General features: G+C 66.3%; 21 protein-coding genes. 13 read left to right on the top strand and 8 right to left on the bottom strand.

Going from position 1 to position 23690, the window contains the following annotated elements:
• The coding region (locus VV867_RS25890) for a hypothetical protein (RefSeq protein WP_328567934.1) at window positions 1-102 on the top strand (102 nt) is incomplete at its 5' end.
• 366 nt (window positions 103-468) lie between these two features.
• On the top strand, window positions 469-1572 hold the full coding sequence (locus VV867_RS25885; protein ID WP_109936774.1) for a GlxA family transcriptional regulator: 1104 nt from the start codon (window positions 469-471) through the stop codon (window positions 1570-1572).
• Window positions 1573-1895: 323 nt separating this feature from the next.
• Here VV867_RS25885 and siaD read toward each other — a convergent pair whose 3' ends face one another.
• From siaD to VV867_RS25860, 5 genes are all read right to left on the bottom strand, one after another.
• Window positions 1896-2693, bottom strand: a complete 798-nt coding sequence (gene siaD, locus VV867_RS25880; protein ID WP_218281466.1) for a biofilm regulation diguanylate cyclase SiaD — start codon at window positions 2691-2693, stop codon at window positions 1896-1898.
• 4 nt (window positions 2694-2697) lie between these two features.
• Window positions 2698-3078, bottom strand: coding sequence for a biofilm regulation phosphoprotein SiaC (siaC, locus tag VV867_RS25875; protein ID WP_089392861.1), 381 nt, complete (start codon window positions 3076-3078; stop codon window positions 2698-2700).
• A 25-nt stretch (window positions 3079-3103) separates the two neighbouring features.
• Window positions 3104-3646: a biofilm regulation protein kinase SiaB gene (gene siaB, locus VV867_RS25870; RefSeq protein WP_109936775.1), complete on the bottom strand. Its 543-nt coding sequence runs from the start codon at window positions 3644-3646 to the stop codon at window positions 3104-3106.
• A 9-nt stretch (window positions 3647-3655) separates the two neighbouring features.
• Window positions 3656-5650 carry a biofilm regulation protein phosphatase SiaA gene (gene siaA, locus VV867_RS25865; protein ID WP_328567931.1) on the bottom strand — a complete coding sequence of 665 codons (1995 nt, stop codon included), beginning with the start codon at window positions 5648-5650 and terminating at the stop codon, window positions 3656-3658.
• Between the two features lie 186 nt (window positions 5651-5836).
• Complete coding sequence (locus VV867_RS25860; RefSeq protein ID WP_275628049.1) at window positions 5837-6487, bottom strand: HAD family hydrolase; 651 nt, start codon at window positions 6485-6487, stop codon at window positions 5837-5839.
• Between the two features lie 203 nt (window positions 6488-6690).
• On the opposite strand from VV867_RS25860, the gene abiEi reads away from it, so the two are divergent.
• Complete coding sequence (gene abiEi, locus VV867_RS25855; protein ID WP_328567930.1) at window positions 6691-7299, top strand: type IV toxin-antitoxin system AbiEi family antitoxin; 609 nt, start codon at window positions 6691-6693, stop codon at window positions 7297-7299.
• Complete coding sequence (locus VV867_RS25850; protein WP_328567929.1) at window positions 7250-8155, top strand: nucleotidyl transferase AbiEii/AbiGii toxin family protein; 906 nt, start codon at window positions 7250-7252, stop codon at window positions 8153-8155. The genes abiEi and VV867_RS25850 overlap by 50 nt, the downstream gene beginning before the upstream one ends.
• Window positions 8156-8175: 20 nt before the next feature.
• On the opposite strand, the gene VV867_RS25845 is transcribed toward VV867_RS25850, so the two are convergent.
• Window positions 8176-8718 (bottom strand): gamma carbonic anhydrase family protein, encoded by a 543-nt coding sequence (locus VV867_RS25845; protein ID WP_328567928.1) that lies wholly within the window; start codon window positions 8716-8718, stop codon window positions 8176-8178.
• Between the two features lie 78 nt (window positions 8719-8796).
• Between VV867_RS25845 and prlC the strand changes: the two genes are divergently transcribed.
• Both prlC and VV867_RS25835 read left to right on the top strand, forming a co-directional pair.
• Window positions 8797-10842, top strand: a complete 2046-nt coding sequence (prlC, locus tag VV867_RS25840; protein ID WP_328567927.1) for an oligopeptidase A — start codon at window positions 8797-8799, stop codon at window positions 10840-10842.
• Entirely contained in the window at window positions 10842-11108 is a 267-nt protein-coding gene (locus tag VV867_RS25835; RefSeq protein WP_089392855.1) for a YheV family putative zinc ribbon protein, read from the top strand. Before prlC ends, VV867_RS25835 begins: the two co-directional genes overlap by 1 nt.
• 281 nt (window positions 11109-11389) lie before the next feature.
• Here VV867_RS25835 and VV867_RS25830 read toward each other — a convergent pair whose 3' ends face one another.
• Window positions 11390-13900: an EAL domain-containing protein gene (locus VV867_RS25830; protein WP_328567926.1), complete on the bottom strand. Its 2511-nt coding sequence runs from the start codon at window positions 13898-13900 to the stop codon at window positions 11390-11392.
• Between the two features lie 331 nt (window positions 13901-14231).
• Here VV867_RS25830 and VV867_RS25825 point away from each other — a divergent pair, with 331 nt between their 5' ends.
• The 3 genes from VV867_RS25825 (at window position 14232) to VV867_RS25815 (ending at window position 18113) form a co-directional block, all read left to right on the top strand.
• Complete coding sequence (locus VV867_RS25825; RefSeq protein WP_442965054.1) at window positions 14232-15803, top strand: inorganic phosphate transporter; 1572 nt, start codon at window positions 14232-14234, stop codon at window positions 15801-15803.
• Window positions 15804-16092: 289 nt separating this feature from the next.
• A complete protein-coding gene (locus VV867_RS25820; RefSeq protein WP_275628056.1) occupies window positions 16093-17154 on the top strand; it encodes a PA0069 family radical SAM protein in 1062 nt (353 codons plus the stop codon).
• 245 nt (window positions 17155-17399) lie between these two features.
• Window positions 17400-18113 (top strand): carbonic anhydrase, encoded by a 714-nt coding sequence (locus tag VV867_RS25815; RefSeq protein WP_275628057.1) that lies wholly within the window; start codon window positions 17400-17402, stop codon window positions 18111-18113.
• 252 nt (window positions 18114-18365) lie between these two features.
• Here the strand turns inward: VV867_RS25815 and VV867_RS25810 are convergent, their stop codons facing one another.
• A complete protein-coding gene (locus VV867_RS25810; RefSeq protein ID WP_328567925.1) occupies window positions 18366-19004 on the bottom strand; it encodes a hypothetical protein in 639 nt (212 codons plus the stop codon).
• Between the two features lie 372 nt (window positions 19005-19376).
• On the opposite strand from VV867_RS25810, the gene coxB reads away from it, so the two are divergent.
• The 4 genes from coxB (at window position 19377) to VV867_RS25790 (ending at window position 23664) form a co-directional block, all read left to right on the top strand.
• Window positions 19377-20501 carry a cytochrome c oxidase subunit II gene (gene coxB / locus VV867_RS25805; protein ID WP_074980527.1) on the top strand — a complete coding sequence of 375 codons (1125 nt, stop codon included), beginning with the start codon at window positions 19377-19379 and terminating at the stop codon, window positions 20499-20501.
• Between the two features lie 13 nt (window positions 20502-20514).
• Window positions 20515-22110, top strand: coding sequence for a cytochrome c oxidase subunit I (gene ctaD, locus VV867_RS25800; RefSeq protein WP_009614691.1), 1596 nt, complete (start codon window positions 20515-20517; stop codon window positions 22108-22110).
• A gap of 89 nt (window positions 22111-22199) precedes the next feature.
• The gene (locus VV867_RS25795) at window positions 22200-22757 is read left to right on the top strand and encodes a cytochrome c oxidase assembly protein (protein WP_074980529.1); all 558 of its coding nucleotides are present in this window, start codon (window positions 22200-22202) and stop codon (window positions 22755-22757) included.
• Window positions 22758-22776: 19 nt separating this feature from the next.
• Window positions 22777-23664 (top strand): cytochrome c oxidase subunit 3, encoded by an 888-nt coding sequence (locus tag VV867_RS25790; protein ID WP_253391040.1) that lies wholly within the window; start codon window positions 22777-22779, stop codon window positions 23662-23664.
• Window positions 23665-23690: the final 26 nt, after the last annotated feature.

The raw sequence follows: 23690 nt of genomic DNA, 5'->3' as shown, positions 1-23690 counted from the left end.
GACCAGGCCATCCGCACCATGCGCGACACCGGCGCCGACATGCACGACAAGTACAAGGAAACCTCCCGCGGCGGCCTGGCCGTCAGCATCATCGAGTGCTGACCCCGGTTCGCCCATCCGGGGAGCGGCGACGCCACCTTTTGGCGCACCGCGGCCCCATCCGGGAGCACGGCAGGCAAGCGTTACTTTCGGAAAATGATGGCACCCGGCGGCGACCGCCGCAGTGCTACCAAAGTCCCCAGGCCCCGCGCCCCATAGGCATTTGCGACATGCCGGAGGTCGCATCCGGGCTCCCAAAAGCGCCGTTCCCAGGCGCTTTTCTTTTTTTATTGAACGCCCAATCAACATAGGCACGGCATTTGCCTTGCTCTTGGCAAGCGTTGGTGACCTGTGGGTCACCCAGGCAGAAAAACAAGCATAAGAAAGCCCCTCAGGGCGACCGTGACTAGCGTGAGGAGATCGAGCATCATGAATGCTTTCAACACCGGAGTTCCCCCGCAAAACCGAGCTCCGCAGTCCATCGGCTTCCTGCTGCTGGACAACTTCACCCTGATCTCCCTGGCCTCCGCGGTGGAACCGCTGCGCATGGCCAACCAGCTTTCCGGCAGGGAGCTGTACCGCTGGCACACCCTCACCCTCGACGGCCGCCAGGTATGGGCCAGCGACGGCCTGCAGATCACCCCCGACGCCAGCACCGACGCCGCCCCGCCGATGGACAGCCTGATCGTGGTCGGCGGCGTGGGCATCCAGCGCAGCGTCACCCGCGAGCACGTCGTCTTCCTGCAGACCCAGGCGCGCCTGGGTCGTCGCCTCGGCGCGGTGTGCACCGGCAGCTGGGCCCTGGCCCGCGCCGGCCTGCTCGACGGCTACGACTGCAGCGTGCACTGGGAATGCCTGGCGGCGATGCAGGAGGCCTTCCCGCGGGTGGCCATGAGCACCCGCCTGTTCTCCATCGACCGCAACCGCTACACCTCCTCCGGCGGCACCGCGCCGATGGACATGATGCTGCACCTGATCGGCCGCGAGCACGGCCGCGAGCTGTCGGCGGCGATCTCGGAGATGTTCATCTACGAGCGCATCCGCAACGAGCAGGACCACCAGCGCGTGCCGCTCAAGCACATGCTCGGCACCAACCAGCCGAAGCTGCAGGAAATAGTCGCGCTGATGGAAGCCAACCTGGAAGAGCCCATCGACCTCGACGAGCTGGCGGTCTACGTCAACGTCTCGCGGCGCCAGCTGGAGCGGCTGTTCCAGAAGTACCTGCACTGCTCGCCGTCGCGCTACTACCTGAAGCTGCGCCTGATCCGCGCGCGCCAGCTGCTCAAGCAGACCTCCATGTCGATCATCGAGGTGGCCTCGGTGTGCGGCTTCGTCTCCACCCCGCACTTCTCCAAGTGCTACCGCGAATACTTCGGCATCCCGCCGCGCGACGAACGCCAGGGCCAGCCGATCGGCCAGCCGGTGATGGTCATGCCGATTCCCCAGGACCTGGCGCTGATGCCGCACTCCTCGGCGATCTCGGCGCTGAGCCAGGCGCAGGGGGAATCGACCTTCGCCAGCGTGAGGGTTTGAGGGGGCTTTTTGCGGTGGGGTGATTGCGATGGGGGTTCACCTGTCACTTCGGTGCCTGGGATTGGCTCCGCCCCTCTCCCTAACCCTCTCCCTGAAGGGAGAGGGGACCGTTCAGTGTGCTTGGGTGTTTCGGTGTTAGCCGGCTACTCCGCGGGTATCAGGACGAAACCATCCCTTCTCTCGGCACGGACTAGCCCCCTCTCCCTTCAGGGAGAGGGCTGGGGAGAGGGTACGGAGGTGACCTGAGACACCCAGGCAACCGGCAAGCACCGTTCGCGAGCAAGCTCGCTCCTACGAACAGCCGTCAGGCCACAGGACGTAGCTCAACCACTCGCGACAGCGCTGGACACGCACTTGTCCCGCCCGCTGCGCTTGGCCTCCAGCAGGGCGGCGTCGGCGCGGCTGAGGGTTTGCGAGTAGCTCTCGCCCAGGCGGTATTCGGCCACGCCGAAGCTGGCCGTCACCGACAGCGCCTCGGTGCCCACGCGCACGGCCAGCGAGCGGATGTCCTGGCGCACCCGGTCGATCACCTGGCCGGCGTCGGCCAGGGCGGTTTCCGGCAGCAGCAGGAGGAACTCCTCGCCGCCCCAGCGCCCGCACAGGTCGTACTGGCGCAGTGCGGCCTGCATGGTGCAGCCGATCTCCACCAGCACGCGGTCGCCCACCTCGTGGCCCCAGGTGTCGTTGACCTGCTTGAAGTGGTCGATGTCGAGGATCACCAGCACGTAGGGCTTGCCGTGGCGCTGGGCACGCTCGCTTTCCTCGCGCAGGCGCTCCATCAGCAGGCGGCGGTTGCCGATGCCGGTCAGCGGGTCGTGGGTGGAGGCCTCGCGCAGCGCCACGTTGAGGTCGCGCATCATGTCCTGGTAGCGGTCGGAGATCCGCGCCACCTTCTCCAACTGGCGCAACTGCTTGTGGTAGCGCTCCGACAGCGTCGAGTTCTGCGCCCGCGCCATCGACTGGAAGCCGTCGGAAATCCGCGCGATGCGCTCCAGGCGCGCGAGCTGGTCGAGGGACTGCTGGTGCTTGAGGAACAGCGCCTCGCGCAGCGGATGGTCGAGGTACTGCGGGTCGGCCAGCAGTGCTTCGATCAACAGGTCCAGCTCGCGTTCGCTGTTCATGGCATCACTCGTCGTAGGGCTGTATGACGAACGGGAAGCTACAGTCTTCGCGGAATTCCTCGGCCAGCTCGGCGACGCGCTCGTTGCGGCGGTCGTAGTGCCAGCTCACCTGGGTCTGGCGGCCGCCGGCATGGGCCTCCTCGAGCAGGTCGAAGATGTCCATCATCGCCTTGATCGAGCTGGTATTGAGGTATAGCAGACGCAGGTCCAGGGACAACGGGCGCTGCGCTTCGGCGAGGAAGCGTTGCACCCACTCGATCACCTGGCCGAAGAGTTCGTAGGAGTTCTCGGGATAGGAGTCGCCCTGCATGGCCAGGACGCCGGCGTCCCAGTCACCGTGGATCGACGGGGTGGACTGGGTGCCACTGATGTGAAGGTCACTCATACCTTTGTATTCCTGAAACGCGTGGTCAGATCACGGCGCGCAGACTGAAGAAGGCGCGCCCGTCGGGTTGTTCGGTAAGGGAAGTCTGCAGGGGCGCGCTGGACTTGCGGGCAATGTCCAGCAGGCCCAGGCCCGCGCCGCTGCTGGCCCCGGCATCGCGCGGGCGGCGCAGCTGCTCCTTGTAGGCCGCCTTGAGCTGGGCCTTGTCGAAGCCGGCGATGTCCTCGATGCTGCGCACCAGTTCGCGGCCGTCCGCCAGCTCCACCAGGTTGCCGGCGGAAACCACGTAGTGGCCGTCCTCGTTGCGGGCGATGGCCACGGTGGCCGAGGCGTCCAGGTCGCCATAGCCGCGCTGGGTGGCGTAGTGGCGGATGTTCTGGGTCATCTCGATGTAGACCGCGAAGACGTCCATGGCTTCACTCGGGTGTGCCTGCTCGGCCTGCATGTAGTTGCGCAGGGCGTGGCCGATCTCCTCGATCAGGCTGCGCGAGATCGGGCCGTTGAAGCACAGCAGGATGCGTTGTCGGGTGTAGCTTTCACGCATGGCCAACAGGTCAAGTGTCTCCATGGCGTACTCCTACTCGAATCGGAAGGACAGGATGGTGATGTCGTCGCGTTGCGGCCGCTCCCCCTGATAGTCCGCCAGGGTAGCGGCAAAAACCCGCGCCTGCTCGGCCAATGGCAGGCGTGAATGACGGCGCAACAGTTCGGCGAAGCGGCTGTTGCCGAAGCCGAAGCCGTGCTCGCCGCCGGCCTGGTCGAGGAAGCCGTCGGTGCACAGGTAGAAGGTCCAGCCCGGCTCCAGCGGCAGCTGGATATTCTCGTACTCTCCCTGGCGCTTGTCGCCGATGGCGCGGCGGCCGCCCTTGTATTCGCGAACCTCGTCACCATTGCTGGCGAACAGCGAGATCTTCGCCCCGGAGAAATGCAGCAGCCGGCGGCCGTGGTCGATGCGCACGAAGCCGGCGTCCATGTTGGTGGCCAGGGCCTGGGTCACCCGCTCCTGGCTGATCATGCCGCGCATCACCTGGTCGGTCTCGCGCAGGATTGCCGCAGGGTCGTGGCTTTGCACGCTGTCGATGGCATGGTCGATGGCGGCCAGCGCCAGCATGGTCATGAGCGCGCCGGGCACGCCGTGGCCGGCGCAGTCGACCACGCCGATCAGGCTGTCCTCGCTGCCTTCGCGGTAGATGTAGAAGTCGCCGCCGACCACGTCGCGCGGTTTCCACAGCACGAAATGGTGCCGGCCCAGGGACGCCTGCAACTGGCGGTCGGGCAGGATGGCGCGCTGGATCAGGCTGGCGTAGTCGATGGAGTCGCCGATCTTCTTCTGCGCCGCGGCCATCTCGCGGTTGGCCTGCTCCAGGGCCTGGGTGCGCTGGCGCACCTTGTCCTCCAGGTCCTCGGTGTGCCGGCGGACCTGCTCGGCCATGCTGGCGAAGGCCTCGGACAGCTCGCCGATCTCGTCGCCGCGGGACTTGGGCAACGGGTTGTCGTACTGCCCGGCGGCGATCGCCTTGGCCGACTGGCGCAGGCCGCGCAGCGGCTTGAGCAGCAGCAGCTCGACGGTATAGGCGAAGCCCAGCAGGAGCAGCGCCAGCAGCCCCGCCAGGGTGCCCGCCAGCGGCCAGATCCAGCGGCTGTCGAGCACCTGCGCGGCATGCAGGTCGACGGCGCTGAGCACGTGCCAGCGCAGCTCGGGAATGTAGGCGGTGGCCAGCAGCTGGCGCTTGCCGTCGAGGGTGGCCCAGAAGGTGCGCACCTCGCCCGGGTGTGCCTGGGCGTCGTCCAGCACCTGGCGCAGGCCCTTGCGTTCCTCGTCGCTGGCCAGCAGGTCGAAGACCCGGTGGCCGCCGTTGTCGGCGGTGCCGGCGCCGGAACTCAGGGCGATCAACTTGCGGTCGGGGTGCGCCTGGATGGCGCCGTCGGCGTCGACGATCATCGGCGTCACCCCGGCCTCGCGGCGCGAGATGAACTGGTCGAGGAAGGCGGTCAGGTCCAGCCCGCCGCCGGCCAGGCCGACCTTGTGGTTGCCGGCGATGACCTGGACGTTGAACCAGACCTTGGTGGCGCGCAGCTTGGCGTCGTAGTTGACGTTGATGTTGTAGGGGCTGTCGCTGGCCATGGTCGCGAAGTACCAGGCGTCCTGCGGGTCGTCGCGGCTCAGGGTATAGCGCGGGGCATTGGACAGCGGCGAGGTGGAGTCGTTGAAGTAATAGTGCAGCGAGGAGTCGACGATGACGAAGTAGGAGTATTCGCCCTGGTCGCCGCGGTAGCCGTCGGCCTCACGGAAGAAGCGCGTGCGCCGTTCGGAGTTGCCCTCTTCCAGCAGCCAGTCCTGGGTCACCACCGACTCGGCCAGGCGCCGCGACAGCGACAGCTCGCGGATCACCGGGGCGAGGATCTTCTGCTGGTTGAGCAGGGTGAAGTTCTTCGCATAGGCCAGGCCGAAGTGCGTACGGATGTCCTCCATCGCCTTCCAGCCGAGCAGCACCGCGGGAACCAACGCCAGAACGCAGGCCAGTAACAGCGCTACCACCGATTTGCCGCGCAATCCCCATCGTGCCGCCATGGCCGTCCCCAGAAATCCTGTTCGCCGAGTCAGTGTCGTTCTTTTGGCGAAAGCGCAATTGTGCAGGCGAGCCTTGCCCCAGGCAATGCAAATTAATGGCTAATTGCCATATTTTTGACGTCACCCGGTTGACTCATTCTAGACGCGATTTCCCCCACCGCCACGGCGCCACCGGCGGCCGGGGCCTCAACTGGCGGCGAAGGCCGCGCGCAGCTCGTCCAGGCTGGCGAAATAGTGCGCCGGGCCCTCGGCCAGCAGCTCCTCGCGGCTGCCGAAGCCATAGCCGACTCCAGCGGCGCTCAGACCGTTGCGGTGTGCGCCGATCAGGTCGTGCTTGCGGTCGCCGATCATCAGCGTCTGCGCCGGGTCCAGGCCTTCGAGGCGCAGCAGGTGCTCGATCAGCTCGACCTTGTTGGTGCGGGTGCCGTCCAGCTCGCTGCCGTAGATCACCCTGAAGTGCCGGGCGAAATCGAAATGCCGGGCGATCTCGGCGGCGAACACCGTCGGCTTGCTGGTAGCGATATAAAGAGTGCGCCCCTGGCCACCCAGCAGTTCGAGCAACTCACCGACACCCGCGAACACCCGGTTCTCGTACAGCCCGGTGTCCTTGAAGCGCACCCGGTAATGCTTCACCGCCTCCCAGGCGCGGCCCTCGTCGAAGCCATAGGTGCTCATGAAGCACTGCAGCAGCGGCGGCCCGATGAAATGCTCCAGCCGGCGCAGGTCCGGCTCGTCGATGCCGAGCTGGGCCAGGGCGTACTGGATCGAACGGGTAATGCCCTCGCGCGGGTCGGTGAGGGTGCCGTCGAGGTCGAAGAGGATGTTCTGGTAGTGCATGGGCGAGGCTGCGGCTGTACAGGTCGGGGCGACAAGGATACTGCGGAGTCCATGATCGACACAGTCGGCTGCCGTTTCCGCCTGTCGGTGAGCGGACCCGCTGTCTCTACAGAAAATCACACAAACCGACACTTTCCGTTGAGCTTTCCGTGTATTGCTCTACACTAAGTTTCACTTAATGACACTTTATGCAGAGTTACGCCATGCGTAGCAGCCCTCAACCCTCCCTACGGCCACTCAACCGGCTGTATGACGGCCTTTACTCGCTGGCCACGCCCGAACGCTACCTGTTCACCCCCGCCGACATGCGCGCCCTGGTCCCGGATATCTCCGACCAGGCCTACCGCTCGCTGCTCAGCCGTGCCGCCCGGGACAACAAGCTGGTACGCCTGTGTCGGGGACTTTACCTCTACAAGCTCGCCAAGGCCGACCTGGGCAACCTGCTCTATCACGCCGCCGCGCGCCTGCGGGCCAACGATTTCAACTACATCAGCCTGGAAACCGCGCTGAGCGATGCCGGGGTGATCTCGCAGGTTCCCATCCACTGGATCACGCTGATGTCTTCGGGACGCACCAGCCAGATTTCCTGCGGCCAGTACGGCACTATCGAGTTCATCCATACCGCCCAGAAACCGGCGGAACTGGTCGACCAACTCGACTACGACAGCCGTTGCCGCCTGTGGCGCGCCAAGCCTGCCCAGGCCCTCCGGGACATGAAGGCGGCGAAAAGGAACCTCGACCTGATCGATTGGAGCATTGCCGATGAGCTTGTTCGACAAACTGGTGGACCAGGCGCTCAGCAACACCCCTGAACTCTCGCCATTGCGCGTGGTGGTGGAAAAGGAGCTGCTGCACCACGACATCATGCGCATCCTGAGCGAAGGCGGCCTGCTCGAAAAACTGTGCTTCATCGGCGGCACCTGCCTGCGTGCCTGCCATGGTTCGAGGCGCTTGAGCGAAGACCTGGATTTCACCGGCGGCGCCGACTTCGAACGGGAAGATTTCGCCCACCTGAAAGCGGCATTGGTCGCCAGCCTGGAAAGCAAGTACGGCCTGGCAGTGGAGGTCAGCGAGCCCGTCCGGGAACAAGGCAATGTCGATACCTGGAAGCTGAAGGTGCAGACACGCCCGCAAGCTCCCCATTTGCCCGCCCAACGCATTCATATCGATATCTGCGCGATTCCGACCTACCAGAAGAAGCCCATGACGCTGCTCAACCCCTACGGGGTGGACATGGGCACCGAAGGCCTGATCCTGAACACAGAAAGCCTCGAGGAAATCTACGTCGACAAGATCCTGGCCTTCGCGCTGCGCAGGAACCGCATCAAGAACCGCGACCTGTGGGACCTGGCCTGGCTGAAACAGCGCGGCATCGAGCCCGCCTACGAGCTGATTCCGGCCAAGCTCGCGGACCACCACGTGGAAGTCGCTATGTTCCTGCGCCTGGCAGAGGAACGCGTGAACGCCCTGCTCGGCGAGCCGCAGGTCAAGGTCGATTTCCGCCAGGAGATGCGTCGGTTCCTGCCCGCCGAGATCGTCGCCCAGACCGTCGACAACGAGCGCTTCTGGGAGTACCTGGCCAGCGCGGTCGATGCCTTGATGAAGCAGGTGAAGAGCAGCCTGGACAAGACCGGCCAGGCCGGCGAGCCGGACCGGTTCATCATGTGAGCTTCACGCGCCCGCTTCACTTACTCGGCATAACCCTCGGTGAGGTGCTGGTCCTTCAGCTTCACATAGTTGCCCGCGGTATAGGCGAAGAATGCCCGCTCCTTGTCGGTCAGCGGGCGGGCCTTCTTCGCCGGGCTGCCGACGTAGAGGAAGCCACTTTCCAGGACCTTGCCCGGCGGCACCAGGCTGCCGGCGCCGAGGATCACTTCGTCCTCGATCACCGCGCCGTCCATGACGATGCAGCCCATGCCCACCAGCACGCGGTTGCCCACCGTGCAGCCGTGCAGCAGCACCTTGTGGCCGACGGTCACTTCGTCGCCGATGGTCAGCGGGAAGCCGTCGGGGTTGTAGGGGCCGGCGTGGGTGATGTGCAGCACGCTGCCGTCCTGGACGCTGGTACGGCTGCCGATGCGGATGCGGTGCATGTCGCCGCGCACGGTGACCAGCGGCCACACCGAGCTGTCGGCGCCGATTTCGATGTCGCCGATGAGCACGGCGCTGGGGTCGACGAAGACGCGCTCGCCGAGTTGCGGCGTTTTACCCTGATACGAACGTATGGCCACGATAGCTTTCCTTCAGGCTGCGGATGACGCCGATTGTATTTAAGATGGCCGGGTGTTTCCTCAGCCAAGGTTGCCACCGTGAGCGCGAATCCCCTTCTGCAGAACTACGACCTGCCGCCCTTCTCCGCCATCCGCCCCGAGCACGTGAAGCCGGCCATCGAGCAGATCCTCGCCGACAACCGCGCGGCCATCGCGCGCATTCTCGCCGAACAGGGCGCGAACCCAAGCTGGGACGGCCTGGTCCTGGCCATGGACGAACTGCACGCGCGCCTGGGCGCCGCCTGGAGCCCGGTCAGCCACCTCAACGCCGTCTGCAACAGCGCCGAGCTGCGCGAGGCCTACGAAGGCTGCCTGCCGATGCTCTCGGCCTACTGGACCGAGCTGGGCCAGAACCGCGAGCTGTTCAAGGCCTACGAGGCCCTGGCCGGCAGCCCCGCCGCGGCGAGCTTCGACCTGGCCCAGAAGACCATCCTCGAACACGCCCTGCGCGACTTCCGCCTGTCGGGCATCGACCTGCCGGCCGAACAGCAGAAGCGCTACGCCGAGATCCAGGCGCGCCTGTCCGAGCTGGGCAGCCGCTTCTCCAACCAGCTGCTCGACGCCACCCAGGCCTGGACCAAGCACGTCACCGACGAGGCAGCCCTGGCCGGGCTGACCGACTCGGCCAAGGCGCAGATGCAACAGGCCGCGCAGGCCAAGGGCCTGGACGGCTGGCTGATCAGCCTGGAATTCCCCAGCTACTTCGCGGTGATGACCTACGCCCAGGACCGCGCCCTGCGCGAAGAGGTCTACGCCGCCTACTGCACCCGCGCCTCCGACCAGGGGCCCAACGCTGGGCAGAACGACAACGGCCCGGTGATGCAGGAAATCCTCGACCTGCGCCAGGAACTGGCGCGCCTGCTGGGCTACGCCAACTTCTCGGCGCTGTCGCTGGCGACCAAGATGGCCGAGTCGCCCGAGCAGGTGCTGCACTTCCTGCGCGACCTGGCGGTGCGCAGCAAGCCCTACGCCCAGCAGGACCTCGACCAGCTCAAGGCCTACGCCGCCGAACAGGGCTGCGCGCAGCTGCAGAGCTGGGACTCCGGCTACTACGGCGAGAAGCTGCGCGAGGCGCGCTACAGCGTGTCGCAGGAAGCGCTGCGCGCGTACTTCCCAGTGGATAAGGTGCTGTCCGGCCTGTTCACCATCGTGCAGAAGCTGTACGGCATCCAGATCCGCGAGCTGCATGACTTCGAGCGCTGGCACCCGGACGTGCGCCTGTTCGAGATCGAGGAGAATGGCCAGCACGTCGGGCGCTTCTACTTCGACCTCTACGCCCGCGCCAACAAGCGCGGCGGCGCCTGGATGGACGGCGCCCGCGACCGCCGCCGCGACGCCGCCGGCCAGCTGATCGCCCCGGTGGCCTACCTGGTGTGCAACTTCACCCCGGCGGTGAACGGCAAGCCGGCGCTGCTGACCCACGACGAAGTCACCACCCTGTTCCACGAATTCGGCCACGGCCTGCACCACCTGCTGACCCGCGTCGAGCACGCCGGCGCCTCGGGCATCAACGGCGTGGCCTGGGACGCGGTGGAGCTGCCCAGCCAGTTCATGGAGAACTGGTGCTGGGAACCCGAGGGCCTGGCGCTGATCTCCGGCCACTACGAGACCGGCGCCCCGCTGCCCCAGGACATCCTGGAGAAGATGCTGGCGGCGAAGAACTTCCAGTCCGGCCTGATGATGGTGCGCCAGCTGGAGTTCTCGCTGTTCGACTTCGAGCTGCACACCAGCCACGGCGACGGCCGCAGCGTGCTCGACGTGCTCAACGGCGTGCGCGACGAGGTGGCGGTGATGCGCCCGCCGGCGTACAACCGCTTCGCCAACAGCTTCGCGCACATCTTCGCCGGCGGCTACGCGGCCGGTTACTACAGCTACAAGTGGGCCGAGGTGCTGTCGGCGGATGCCTTCTCGCGCTTCGAGGAGGAAGGCGTGTTCAACCCGCAGACCGGCGCCGCCTTCCGCGAAGCCATCCTGGCCAAGGGCGGCTCCCAGGAGCCGATGGCGCTGTTCGTCGCCTTCCGCGGCCGCGAGCCGTCGATCGACGCGCTGCTGCGCCACTCCGGCCTGACCGGGGAGGCTGCGTGATGGCCGAGGTGAAGAAGCGCTTCATCGCCGGCGCCGTGTGCCCGGCCTGCAGCGAGCAGGACAAGATCGTGATGTGGGACGAGGACGGCGTGCCGCACCGCGAGTGCGTGGCCTGCGGCTACGCCGATACCCTCAATGCCCAGGGCCAGTCGGTGCCGAAGGAGCTGGCCACGCGGGTCAACGTCACCGGCCTGAAGAAGCCGGCCGATCCGAAGGTGCAGGGGGTGCAGTTCTTTCCCAATCCGAAGTTGAAGAAGAAGGATTGAGGTAGGGGCGGGCTTGCTTGCGAAGGGGGCTCACCTGTGGTTTCGGTGTATTGGGCCGGCCCCGCTCCCTCTCCCTAACCCTCTCCCTGAAGGGAGAGGGGACCGTTCGGTATCAAGCGCATTTTCAGCTCTCGCCGGAGACTCCAGGGTTGCCGGCTTGCACGAAAGCGGGCGTCGGCACGGATCCCCTCTCCCTTCAGGGAGAGGGCTGGGGAGAGGGGACGGAGTCAATCCGCAAGCCAAGCCCCACCGGCTAGCCCCCTTCGCGAGCAAGCTCGCTCCTACAACCCCCTCCCCCTCCTCACCAACCACTCCTCCAGTGCCGCCGCCGGCAGCGGCCGCGAGAACAGGTAGCCCTGGGCCACCGGGTAGCCCTGCTGGCGCAGCAGTTCCAGTTGCGCCTCGTCCTCCACCCCTTCGGCGATCACCATCAGCTCCAGGCTGCGGCCGATGTTCATCACCGCGTCGGTCAGCGCCTGGGCCGCCGTGCCTTCGCGCAGGTCGGCGACGAAGCTGCGGTCGAGCTTCAGCTCGCGGATCGGCAGGCGGTGCAGGTAGCCGAGGCTGGAGTAGCCGGTGCCGAAGTCGTCCATCGACAGGCGCACGCCCAGGCCGTGCACCGCGCGGAGGATGTCGAGGGTCGCCGGGTGGTTGTCCAGCAGCATGCCTTCGGTGATTTCCACCACCAGGTCGCTGCCGGCCAAGCCGTTGCGGCGCAGCAGGTCCTGCAGGCGGGCCGGCAGGTCGGGGTCGCGGAAGTCGGCGGGGGACAGGTTGACCGCCACCGCCGGGATGTGGATGCCGCGCCGGCGCCAGTCGGCCAGTTGCCGGCAGGCCTCGCGCAGCACCCACTGGCTGAGTTCGCCGATGATGCCGCACTCCTCGGCCAGGGCGATGAAGCGGTTCGGCGCCACCGCGCCGAGTTGCGGGTGGCGCCAGCGGGCCAGGGCTTCCACGGCGTGCACGCCGCCGTCGTCCAGGCGCACCTGGGGCTGGTAGTGCAGGCTCAGGGTCTGGCGCTGCACGGCCTCGCGCAGCGCGCTCTCCAGGGCCAGGCGCTCCTGGGCGCGCTGGTTCATTTCGTCGCTGAAGAAGCGGTAGCTGCCACGGCCACCGTTCTTCGCCTGGTACATGGCGATGTCGGCGCGGTGCAGCAGCGTCTCCATGTCCCGGCCGTTGCTGGGGAACAGGCTGATGCCGATGCTCGCCAGGGTGATCAGGCTGACGCCGGCCACCCGGTGCGCCAGGGCCAGGCGGGCGAGGATGCGCTCGGCAACCTGCGAGGCGAGCAGGCCGCCGCAGTATGGCAGCACTACCACGAACTCGTCGCCCGACAGGCGCCCCACCAGGCCCTGCTCGCGCACCACCTCCTGCAGGCGCGCCGCCACCAGGCGCAGCAGCTCGTCACCAGCCGGGTGGCCGAGGGAGTCGTTGATCTGCTTGAAGCGGTCCAGGTCGATGAACAGCACCGCCATTTCCGCCTCGTCGTCCTCGATGCGCGTCATCGCCTGCTCGGCCTCGGCCAGCAGCAGGCTGCGGTTGGGCAGGCCGGTGAGGGTGTCGTAGAAGGCCAGTTGGCGGATGTGCGCGCGGGCCTCCTCGCGCTCCAGGGCCAGGGCGACGAGGGGCAGGCTGACGTCCACCAGGCGCAGGTGCAGCTCGTCCGGGCCGCGGCACTGCTCGTAGTAGAAGGCGAAGGTACCGATGACGCGGCCCTCGCTGTTCTTGATCGGGCTCGACCAGCAGGCCTTCAGCCCCGGGGGCACCAGGTGGCGGTAGTCGTCCCACAGTGGGTCGCTGGCGATGTCGCTGACCATCACCGCCTTGCCACGGTAGGCCGCGGTGCCGCAGCTGCCGGCGCGGGGGCCCATGCGGGCGCCCTCGATGGACTGCGAGAAGTCCTCCGGCAGGCTCGGCGCGGCCAGCGGGTGCATGCGCCCCTGGGCATCCACGCGCAGGATCGAGGCCTTGACCTCCGGGGCGATGCGCTCCACCTCGCGGCACACCAGGTCCATCACGTCCACCAGCGGGCGCTCGCGCACCAGGGCGTCGAGCACCTTGTTCTGCAGCACCTCGTGCAGCTTGGTGTGGGTGATGTCGGTGAGCAGCATCACCGAGTTCACCGGCTGGCCACGGGCATCGAGGATGGGGTTGGCCACCACCGAGCACCACAGCGGCCGGCCGATCAGGTCGCGCACCAGTTCCTCGCTGCGGAACAGCCCGGCGCCGGCCTGGCGCCAGCGCCGCACGCTGGCCTGGGGCACCTGCAGCAGCTCGGAGGGGTAACGCCCCAGGGCCTGCTCGGCGTTCCAGCCGAACATGCGGCTGAAGCCGGCGTTGACGTAGAGGATGCGCCCCTCGCGGCCGGTGACGATGACCGCGTTGTCGGTCTCGTTGGCGGCCAGCGAGAGCACGTCCATCTGCTCACGCTGGCGGCGCTGCAGGGTGCAATCCTTGACGAAGGCGGTGAGCAGGCGCTTGCCGTCGAACTCGATGTGCGAGATCGACATCGAGCCCCACAGCCGGCTGCCATCGCGGCAGCGCATCGGCACCTCGCTACGGCTGCCGGCTATGCCCTCGGTGTCCAGGCTGGCGTCCAGGCGCGAGCGCACCTCGTCGGGCAGCAGCAGGCCGACGTCCTGCCCCAGCACCGCCTCGCGGGAATAGCCCCAGAGGCGCTCGGCGGCGGCGTTGAACAGCAGCACGCGGTTGTTCTCGTCGAGCACCACCACACCGTCGATGGCCTGTTCGAGAATCTGCGCGAAGACGTCCGGGAGCTGGTCGTAGGGCATTGCTGGCATCCATCTCGGAAACGCACTTGGGCTCTCTTCCTGCATGACAGTGCCCTCGGGTGGCCCACCAGGAAAGCGTAGTGGCTGAAATACTGGCACGACTAATAGCCATTTGACATATCGCCTTGGTCGACTATCTCGGAAACATTGGAAGGCCACAGCGCCGCCCGGCGGACTAGGCTATTAGGCATTTCCCGGAAGGAGCCCGCAGTGCCCCCTCGACCCCTCTTCGACAGAAGTCCCCCGGGCCCCACCGCCGACAGGGAGCACAGCGGACGTGCTTGACCGCTACCAGTTGCTCCAGTCCCTGCGCGCCACGCGCATCTCGCGCATGCCGGTGAGCCCGGTGCTGCAGGAGGTGGCCTCGCCCACCGGGCAATTGCTGTTCTTCCTCCTGCTCGGCGGTGGCCTGGTCTACACCTTCGGCAACCTGGCCCTGGACATCCTCGCCCAGGGCGGCCAGCTGCGCCTGAACGGCACCCTGCTGGTGCTGGCCCTGGCGCTGCTGATCGCCCTGGGCTTCGAATTCATCAACGGCTTCCACGACACCGCCAACGCGGTGGCCACGGTGATCTACACCAACGCCCTGCCGCCGCAGGTGGCCGTGGGCTGGTCGGGGCTGTGGAACCTGCTCGGCGTGCTCTTTTCCAGCGGTGCGGTGGCCTTTGGCATCGTCACCCTGCTGCCGCTGGACCTGCTGTTGCGGGTGGACAGCGACGCCGGCCTGGCGATGATCTTCGCCCTGCTCGGCGCCTCCATCCTGTGGAACCTCGGCACCTGGTGGCTGGGCCTGCCGGTGTCGTCGTCGCACACCCTGATCGGTTCCATCGTCGGCGTGAGCCTGGCCCACGGCGCGCTGAGCGGCGAGCTGGGCATCGACGGCAGCGCCTGGGAGCAATTGCAGAAGGTCGGATACACCCTGCTGCTGTCGCCGCTGCTGGGCTTTATCGGCGCCGGCCTGCTGCTCCTGGGCATGCGCGCGGTGGCACGGAGCAAGGTGTTGTTCAGCGCCCCGCAGGGCCGCCGGCCGCCGCCGCTGGGTATCCGCGCGCTGCTGGTGCTGACCTGCACCGGGGTGTCCTTCGCCCATGGTTCCAACGACGGGCAGAAGGGCATCGGCCTGATCATGTTGATCCTGGCCGCGCTGATGCCGCTGAGTTTCGCCGTCGACCGCAGCCAGGCGCCGACCCAGGTGCAGCAGCTGCGCGAGCTGGCGCACCGGGCCGAACTGCAGCTGCGCCGGCTGGCCCCGCAGGACATCCCCATGGCGCCGCGCCAGGTGCTGCTGGACTACCAGAACGAGCAGCACCTGACCCCCGAGGTACTGCCGGCGCTGGCCGCGCAGCTGCACAACATAGGCGCCCGCCTGCGCGGCCACGACGACCTGACCGGGCTGCCCGACGACGAGGTGCTGGCGCTGCACAACGAGCTGTACCTGAGCGTGGAGACCATCCGCCAGCTCGACCGCACCGAGCAGCTCTTCGACGTGGACACCTGGAGCACCCTGCAGGCCCTGCGCGACCGCAGCCTGGACACCGTCCAGTTCATCCCGCCGTGGGTCAAGGTGGCGGTGGCCCTGGCCCTCGGCCTGGGCACCCTGGTGGGCTGGCGGCGCATCGTCACCACCGTCGGCGAGGGCATCGGCAAGCAGCCGCTGACCTACGCCCAGGGCGCCAGCGCGCAGCTCACCGCGATGCTCACCATCGGCGCGGCGGATATCTACGGCCTGCCGGTATCCACCACCCAGGTGCTCTCCTCCGGCGTCGCCGGGACCATGACCGCCAACGGCAGCGGCCTGCAATGGCAGACCATCCGCAACATGGCGCTGGCCTGGGTACTGACGCTGCCGGCGGCGATCTGCCTGGCGGCGTTGCTGTACTGGTCGTTGCGGGTGCTGCTCTGAACGGGCGCTGCCGGGGCTACGAACGGCCATTCACCCCAACGTAGGGCGCATAACGCCTACGGCGTTATCCGCCGTTTGACCTTGGCGCCAGGCACGCCTCGGGTTCGGCCTCGGAGCACCTGTTTCCGGGCGCTCCGGACTCGGCCGAGACGCCGGACATGAGGCCGGTGTAGCGGCGGATAACCGCGAACGGTTATTCGCCCTACGCCCAGCCCGCCATCCATCGGTGGGGGCTGTCATTCGAAAAATAATACTGTATTTATATACAGTATTTCTCCGGAGCCAGCTCATGTCCAGCATCCTGCCACCGCGTGGTCGCGGCACCGCCAGCAATCCGCACAACCGCTTCGCCCCGACCCGCAGCGAGGCCGAGGACGATGGCTGGTACCAGGACGAGGCGCCGCCCTGCCGCGCCACCGAGGTGCGCAGTGAACAGGCGAAGACGGTGATCAGCCGCAACCAGTCGCCGGACGTCGGCTTCGACCGCTCGGTCAACCCCTACCGCGGTTGCGAGCATGGCTGCATCTACTGCTTCGCGCGGCCCAGCCATGCCTACTGGGACCTGTCGCCGGGCATCGACTTCGAGACGCGGCTGATCGCCAAGACCAACCTCGCCGAGCGCCTGGAGGCCGAGCTGAGCAAGCCCGGCTACGTGCCGCGGCCCATCGCCCTGGGCATCAACACCGACGCCTACCAGCCGCTGGAGCGCGAGCAGCGCCTGACGCGCCAGGCGCTGGAGATACTGCTGCGCTTCCGCCACCCGCTGCACATCATCACCAAGGGCTCGCTGATCCTGCGCGACCTCGACCTGCTGGGCGAGCTGGCCAGCCTCAACCTGGTCAGCGTGGCCTTCAGCCTCACCACCCTGGACAACGAGCTCAAGCGCATCATGGAACCGCGCACCGCCAGCCCCGGCGCGCGCCTGCGCGCCATGCGCACCCTGCACGAGCACGGCGTGCCGGTCAGCGCGGTGCTGGCGCCGATGATCCCGATGGTCAACGACATGGAGCTGGAGCGCCTGCTGGAAGCCGCCTGCGACAACGGCGCGCGTTCGGCCGGCTACATCCTGCTGCGCCTGCCGCTGGAGATTTCCGAGCTGTTCCAGCAATGGCTGCAGGCGCACTTCCCCGACCGCGCCGAGCATGTGATGAGCCTGATCCGCCAGAGCCGCGGCGGCAAGGACTACGACAGCCGCTTCGGCACGCGCATGCGCGGCGAGGGCGTGTTCGCCGACCTGCTGGCCAGGCGCTTCCAGGTGGCCGCGCGACGCCTGGGGCTGGACCGCCGCGACTATGCCGGGCTGGACTGCTCGCTGTTCCAGGTCCCGCGGGCGCAGATGAGCCTGTTCTGAGGAAAATTCGCAACATGCCCCAGCCATGATGGCTCGTCGACATCAGCCACGATCATGCCGGCAAAATCCAGCCAAAATCCGATATAGGGCGGCTGTTGAATTTTCTATTAAGCTGGCCGGACCAGGCTCGTGCAACCGGTGACTGGATAGTCACGAAAGACTTTTCCGATGGCTTGTGCCTTTTCCCCCAGGGCGGAACGTCGGCAAGCATGGGAAAATTCATCGTCACTCTTCGAGGCTCATACATGAACGACAAAACGCACGGTGAGGAGCACATCGCGGAGAACGCCGACGAGGCCCTGCGGCACATCGTCGAAGGTTTCCGCCAGTTCCGCGAGGAAGTCTTTCCGCAGCAGGAGGCGCTGTTCAAGAAGCTCGCCCATGCGCAGAACCCGCGCGCCATGTTCATCACCTGCGCGGATTCGCGCATCGTCCCCGAGCTGATCACCCAGAGCTTGCCGGGCGACCTCTTCGTCACCCGCAACGTCGGCAACGTGGTACCGCCCTACGGGCAGATGAACGGCGGCGTGTCCACCGCCATCGAGTTCGCCGTGATGGCCCTGGGCGTGCACCACATCATCGTCTGCGGCCACTCCGACTGCGGCGCCATGAAGGCCGTGCTCGACCCGCAGACGCTGGAGCGCATGCCCACGGTCAAGGCCTGGCTGCGCCACGCCGAGGTGGCCAAGACGGTGGTCGAGCAGAACTGCGGCTGCGCCAGCCACGAGACCCTGGGCATCCTCACCGAGGAAAACGTGGTGGCACAGCTCGACCACCTGAAGACCCACCCCTCGGTGGCCGCGCGCCTGGCCAGCGGCCAGCTGTTCATCCACGGCTGGGTCTATGACATCGAGACCAGCCAGATCAAGGCCTACGACGCCGAGGCCGGCCGCTTCCGCCCGCTGGACGGCGAAGGCCCGATCCCCATGGCGACGCCGCGCCCGCGTTATAGGCAATAAGGGCGGCTGCAAGCTGCAAGCTGCAAGCTGCAAGCTGCAAGCTGCAAGCTAGGAGCGTAGTCCCCCTGCTCCCTGGGCCTATGCGTTTCGTAGGAGCGAGCTTGCTCGCGAATGGGCCCCGCTGCGGAGTGTGTTCGCGAGCAAGCTCGCTCCTACGAAGAGCATCCCGGCACGGCCTGCAAGACAGTTGCTCCTACCAGGCTCTTCGCTCTTGCCTGCAGCTTGCCGCCTGCCGCCTGCAGCCGCTCCTGATCAATTCAAATGCAATTCGACGCCGAAGCGCCGCGACAGGCACGGCCACTGCTTCCAGGCGGTGACCGTCTGCGGGTCGCTCAGGCGGGCGCGGTAGGCCTGCGCCGCGGGGCTGGAGAAGACACTGTCGTCGAGCATGGATTCCACCGCGTGGTGCACGGCCTCGTCCAGTTGGTTGGCGAAGGGCTCGCCGATCAGCTGGTGCGCCACCAGGTTGGCCACGGTGGTGTCCAGCGGGATCAACGGCTGGCCGAAGTGGGCGATGTAGCGGTCGTTCACTTCCTCCACCAGGCGGTGCGCCAGGTAGGCCTCGTCGAGCAGCGCGTCCAGGCCGTCATGGCCGGCCAGCAGGTCCGGCGGGGTCAGGAAGAAGTGCTCGGCGACCTTCAGTACCGGCTTGATCCGCTCCTCGATGCCGGCATTGCGCGCCACGCTGGTGGCGGCTTCGAGGAACTCGGGGACCTGCTCGATATAGGCATGGACGAAGCGGGTGAGTACCTGGGTGGCGTCGTCGCCGCTGAGGTTGATGCTCGGGTGCAGGCTTGCCATCTGGCTGTGGATGAGCCGCGCCAGGTGCCCGTTGCGCGTCTCGAGCTGGTGGGCCTGCTGAATCAGTTCGCGCAGTGCTGCGATATTCATGACAACTCCAAGACAACTCGATTTGGAAAGTGAAGAAAGACCTTAGCCGGGTGGGCCGGCGAGCTAAGACGCGATCGTCATAATCACGCAACCTTTATGAGGTTCGGGCATATCAAGCCGCCACCATGGTAGCGCAAAGCCGCAGGCGGCGTGGCTTTGAGAGCACCTTTCGCAATTGCGGAGGAGTTTTTTGCGCTGCGTTGTTATGTCGCAACCCCTGGCTATACTCCGATTCGACACACCTGAACCTGATGAACCCGGCCTGCCTTGAACGTGCCGAGGCTCGGCGGTCAAAGTTTGCTGTCTTGGCGGTCGCTCCCTTGGCCGCTGGCATTTGCCGGCGGGATAAGAACAACGATAAGGGGAACCCGAATGCTGCGACATCCGCGTACCTGGATGGGCTTGCTGTCGCTCCTCGTGTTTGCTCCGGCGCACGCCGCCTGGACGGTGAACATGACCCCGGGGGCGACCGAGGTCAGTCGTAACGTGTTCGACCTGCACATGACCATTTTCTGGATCTGTGTGGTCATCGGCATCATCGTCTTCGGTGCCATGTTCTGGTCGATGATCGTCCACCGCCGCTCCACCGGCCAGCAGCCGGCGCATTTCCACGAGAGTACCGTGGTGGAAATCCTCTGGACCGTGGTGCCGTTCCTGATTCTGGTGGTGATGGCGATTCCCGCCACGCGCACCCTCATCCACATGTACGACACCACCGAGCCGGAACTGGACGTGCAGGTCACCGGCTACCAGTGGAAGTGGCAGTACAAGTACCTGGGCCAGGACGTGGAGTTCTTCAGCAACCTGGCCACCAGCCAGGAGCAGATCCACAACAAGGACCCCAAGGACGAGCACTACCTGCTTGAGGTGGACAACCCGCTGGTGCTGCCGGCCGGGGTCAAGGTGCGCTTCCTGGTGACCTCCAGCGACGTCATCCACTCCTGGTGGGTGCCGGCCTTCGCGGTCAAGCGCGACGCCATCCCCGGCTTCGTCAACGAGGCCTGGACCAAGGTCGACGAGCCCGGCATCTACCGCGGCCAGTGCGCCGAGCTGTGCGGCAAGGACCACGGCTTCATGCCCATCGTCGTCGACGTGAAGTCCAAACCGGACTTCGACAAGTGGCTGGCCGAGCGCAAGGAAGAGGCGATCAAGCTCAAGGAGCTGACCAGCAAGGAATGGACCAAGGAAGAACTGGTCGCCCGTGGCGACAAGGTCTACCACACCATCTGCGCCGCCTGTCACCAGCCCGAGGGCCAGGGCATGCCGCCGATGTTCCCGGCGCTCAAGGGCTCGAAGATCGTCACCGGGCCCAAGGAGCACCACCTGGAAACCGTGTTCAACGGCGTCCCGGGCACGGCCATGGCGGCCTTCGGCAAGCAGCTCTCGGAAGTGGACATCGCCGCGGTGATCACCTTCGAGCGCAACAGCTGGGGCAACAACGACGGCGACATGGTCACTCCGCAAGACGTGGTGGCCTACAAGCAGAAGCAAAAATAACGAGGAGCCTGCGATGAGCGCTGTGATCGACCATCCCGAGCATTCGCACGCCGGCGAGCACCACCACGGCCCGGCCAAGGGCCTGATGCGCTGGGTCCTGACCACCAACCACAAGGACATCGGCACCCTGTACCTGTGGTTCAGCTTCTGCGCCTTCCTCCTCGGCGGCTCCTTCGCCATGGTGATCCGCGCCGAGCTGTTCCAGCCGGGGCTGCAGATCGTCGAGCCGGCCTTCTTCAACCAGATGACCACCATGCACGGCCTGGTGATGGTCTTCGGCGCGGTGATGCCGGCCTTCGTCGGCCTGGCCAACTGGATGGTGCCGCTGATGATCGGCGCGCCGGACATGGCCCTGCCGCGCATGAACAACTTCAGCTTCTGGCTGCTGCCGGCGGCCTTCGGCCTGCTGGTCAGCACCCTGTTCATGCCCGGCGGCGGCCCCAACTTCGGCTGGACCTTCTACGCCCCGCTGTCCACCACCTTCGCCCCGCACAGCGTGACCTTCTTCATCTTCGCCCTGCACATGATGGGCATGAGTTCGATCATGGGCGCGATCAACGTGATCGCCACCATCCTCAACCTGCGCGCCCCGGGCATGACGCTGATGAAGATGCCGCTGTTCGTCTGGACCTGGCTGATCACCGCCTTCCTGCTGATCGCGGTGATGCCGGTGCTGGCCGGTTGCGTGACCATGATGCTGATGGACATCCACTTCGGCACCAGCTTCTTCAGCGCGGCCGGCGGCGGCGACCCGGTGCTGTTCCAGCACGTGTTCTGGTTCTTCGGCCACCCCGAGGTGTACATCATGATCCTGCCGGCCTTCGGCGCGGTCAGCGCGATCATCCCGGCGTTCAGCCGCAAGCCGCTGTTCGGCTACACCTCGATGGTCTACGCCACCGCCTCGATCGCCTTCCTCTCGTTCATCGTCTGGGCGCACCACATGTTCGTGGTCGGCATCCCGCTGGTGGGCGAACTGTTCTTCATGTACGCCACCATGCTGATCGCCGTGCCCACCGGGGTGAAGGTGTTCAACTGGGCCTCGACCATGTGGCAGGGCTCGCTGACCTTCGAGGCGCCGATGCTGTTCGCCGTGGCCTTCGTCATCCTCTTCACCATCGGCGGCTTCTCCGGGCTGATGCTGGCCATCGCCCCGGCGGACTTCCAGTACCAGGACACCTACTTCGTGGTGGCGCACTTCCACTACGTGCTGGTGCCCGGGGCGATCTTCGGCATCTTCGCCTCGGTGTACTACTGGATACCCAAGTGGACCGGGCACATGTACGACGAGACCCTGGCCAAGCTGCACTTCTGGCTCTCGTTCATCGGCATGAACATGGCCTTCTTCCCCATGCACTTCCTGGGGCTGGCCGGCATGCCGCGGCGGATTCCGGACTACAACCTTCAGTTCGCCAACTTCAACATGGTCTCGTCGATCGGTGCCTTCCTGTTCGGCACCACCCAGCTGCTGTTCCTGTTCATCGTCATCAAGACCATCCGCGGCGGCAAGCCGGCCCCGGCCAAGCCCTGGGACGGCGCCGAAGGCCTGGAGTGGACGGTGCCTTCGCCGGCGCCCTACCACACCTTCAGCACCCCGCCGGAAGTGAAGTGAACCGCCCTTCGTAGGAGCGAGCTTGCTCGCGAACGACTCCGCAGCGGGGCTGGTTCGCGAGCAAGCTCGCTCCTACGGGAGAGATAACCATGAGCGACGGCAACATCGAGACGCGCAAGCTGGTCACCCGCCTGCTGGTGGTGGTGGTGGCCATGTTCGCCTTCGGCTTCGCCCTGGTGCCGATCTACAACGTCATGTGCAAGGCCCTGGGCATCAACGGCAAGACTTCCGGCAGCGCCTACCAGGGCAGCCTCCAGCAGGTGGACATGGCGCGCCAGGTGAAGGTGGACTTCGTGGCGAACAACAACATCGACATGGTCTGGGAGTTCCGCCCCGAGAGCGAAATGATCGTGGTGCACCCCGGGGCGGTGAACCAGATGCTGTTCGTCGCGCAGAACCCCACCAATAAGCCGATGACCGCCCAGGCCATCCCCAGCATCGCGCCCTCCACGGCCGCGCGCTATTTCCACAAGACCGAGTGCTTCTGCTTCACCCAGCAGGTCCTGCAGCCCGGCGAGCGCATCGAGATGCCGGTGCGCTTCATCGTCGACCGCGACCTGCCGGCGGACGTCCACCGCATCACCCTCGCCTACACGCTGTTCGACATCACCGCACGCAAGCCACCGGTGGCCAGCAACGACCGCTGACCGGCCCAGGAGAACAAGAATGGCAACCCACGATCCCTACTATGTCCCCGCGCAGAGCAAATGGCCGATCATCGCCACCATCGGCCTGCTCACCACGCTGTTCGGCGTCGGCACCTGGATGAACGACTACAGCGCCGGCAACCAGGCCTCCCACGGGCCCTGGATCCTCTTCGCCGGCGGGCTGATCGTCGCCTACATGCTGTTCGGCTGGTTCGGCAACGTCATCAAGGAAAGCCGCTCCGGCCTCTACAGCCCGCAGATGGACCGCTCGTTCCGCTGGGGCATGAGCTGGTTCATCTTCTCCGAGGTGATGTTCTTCGCCGCCTTCTTCGGCGCGCTCTTCTACATCCGCCACTTCGCCGGGCCCTGGCTCGGCGGCGAGGGCCACAAGGGCATCGCCCACATGCTCTGGCCGGAGTTCCAGTACACCTGGCCGCTGCTGAGCAACCCGGACAACAAACTGTTCCCGCCGCCCAAGGAAGTCATCGAGCCGTGGAAGCTGCCGCTGATCAACACCATCCTGCTGGTCACCTCCAGCTTCACCGTGACCTTCGCCCACCACGCACTGAAGAAGAACCACCGCGGCCCGCTGAAGCTGTGGCTGGCGATCACCGTGGCGCTGGGCGTGGCCTTCCTGTTCCTGCAGGCCCACGAATACCACGAGGCCTACAGCGAACTGGGCCTGACCCTCGGCTCGGGCATCTACGGCACCACCTTCTTCATGCTCACCGGCTTCCACGGCGCCCACGTGACCATAGGCGCGCTGATGCTGAGCATCATGCTGATCCGCATCCTGCGCGGGCACTTCGACGCCGAGCACCACTTCGGCTTCGAGGCGGCCAGCTGGTACTGGCACTTCGTGGATGTGGTTTGGATCGGGCTGTTCATCTTCGTGTACGTGCTTTGAGGCGGCACGGCCTGTAGGAGCGAGCT

The sequence above is a fragment of the Pseudomonas sp. JH-2 genome (genome assembly GCF_036231725.1).
GTDB lineage: Bacteria > Pseudomonadota > Gammaproteobacteria > Pseudomonadales > Pseudomonadaceae > Pseudomonas > Pseudomonas delhiensis.
Note: the sequence above shows the minus strand (reverse complement) of the source record. Positions and strands in the feature narration are given on the sequence as shown.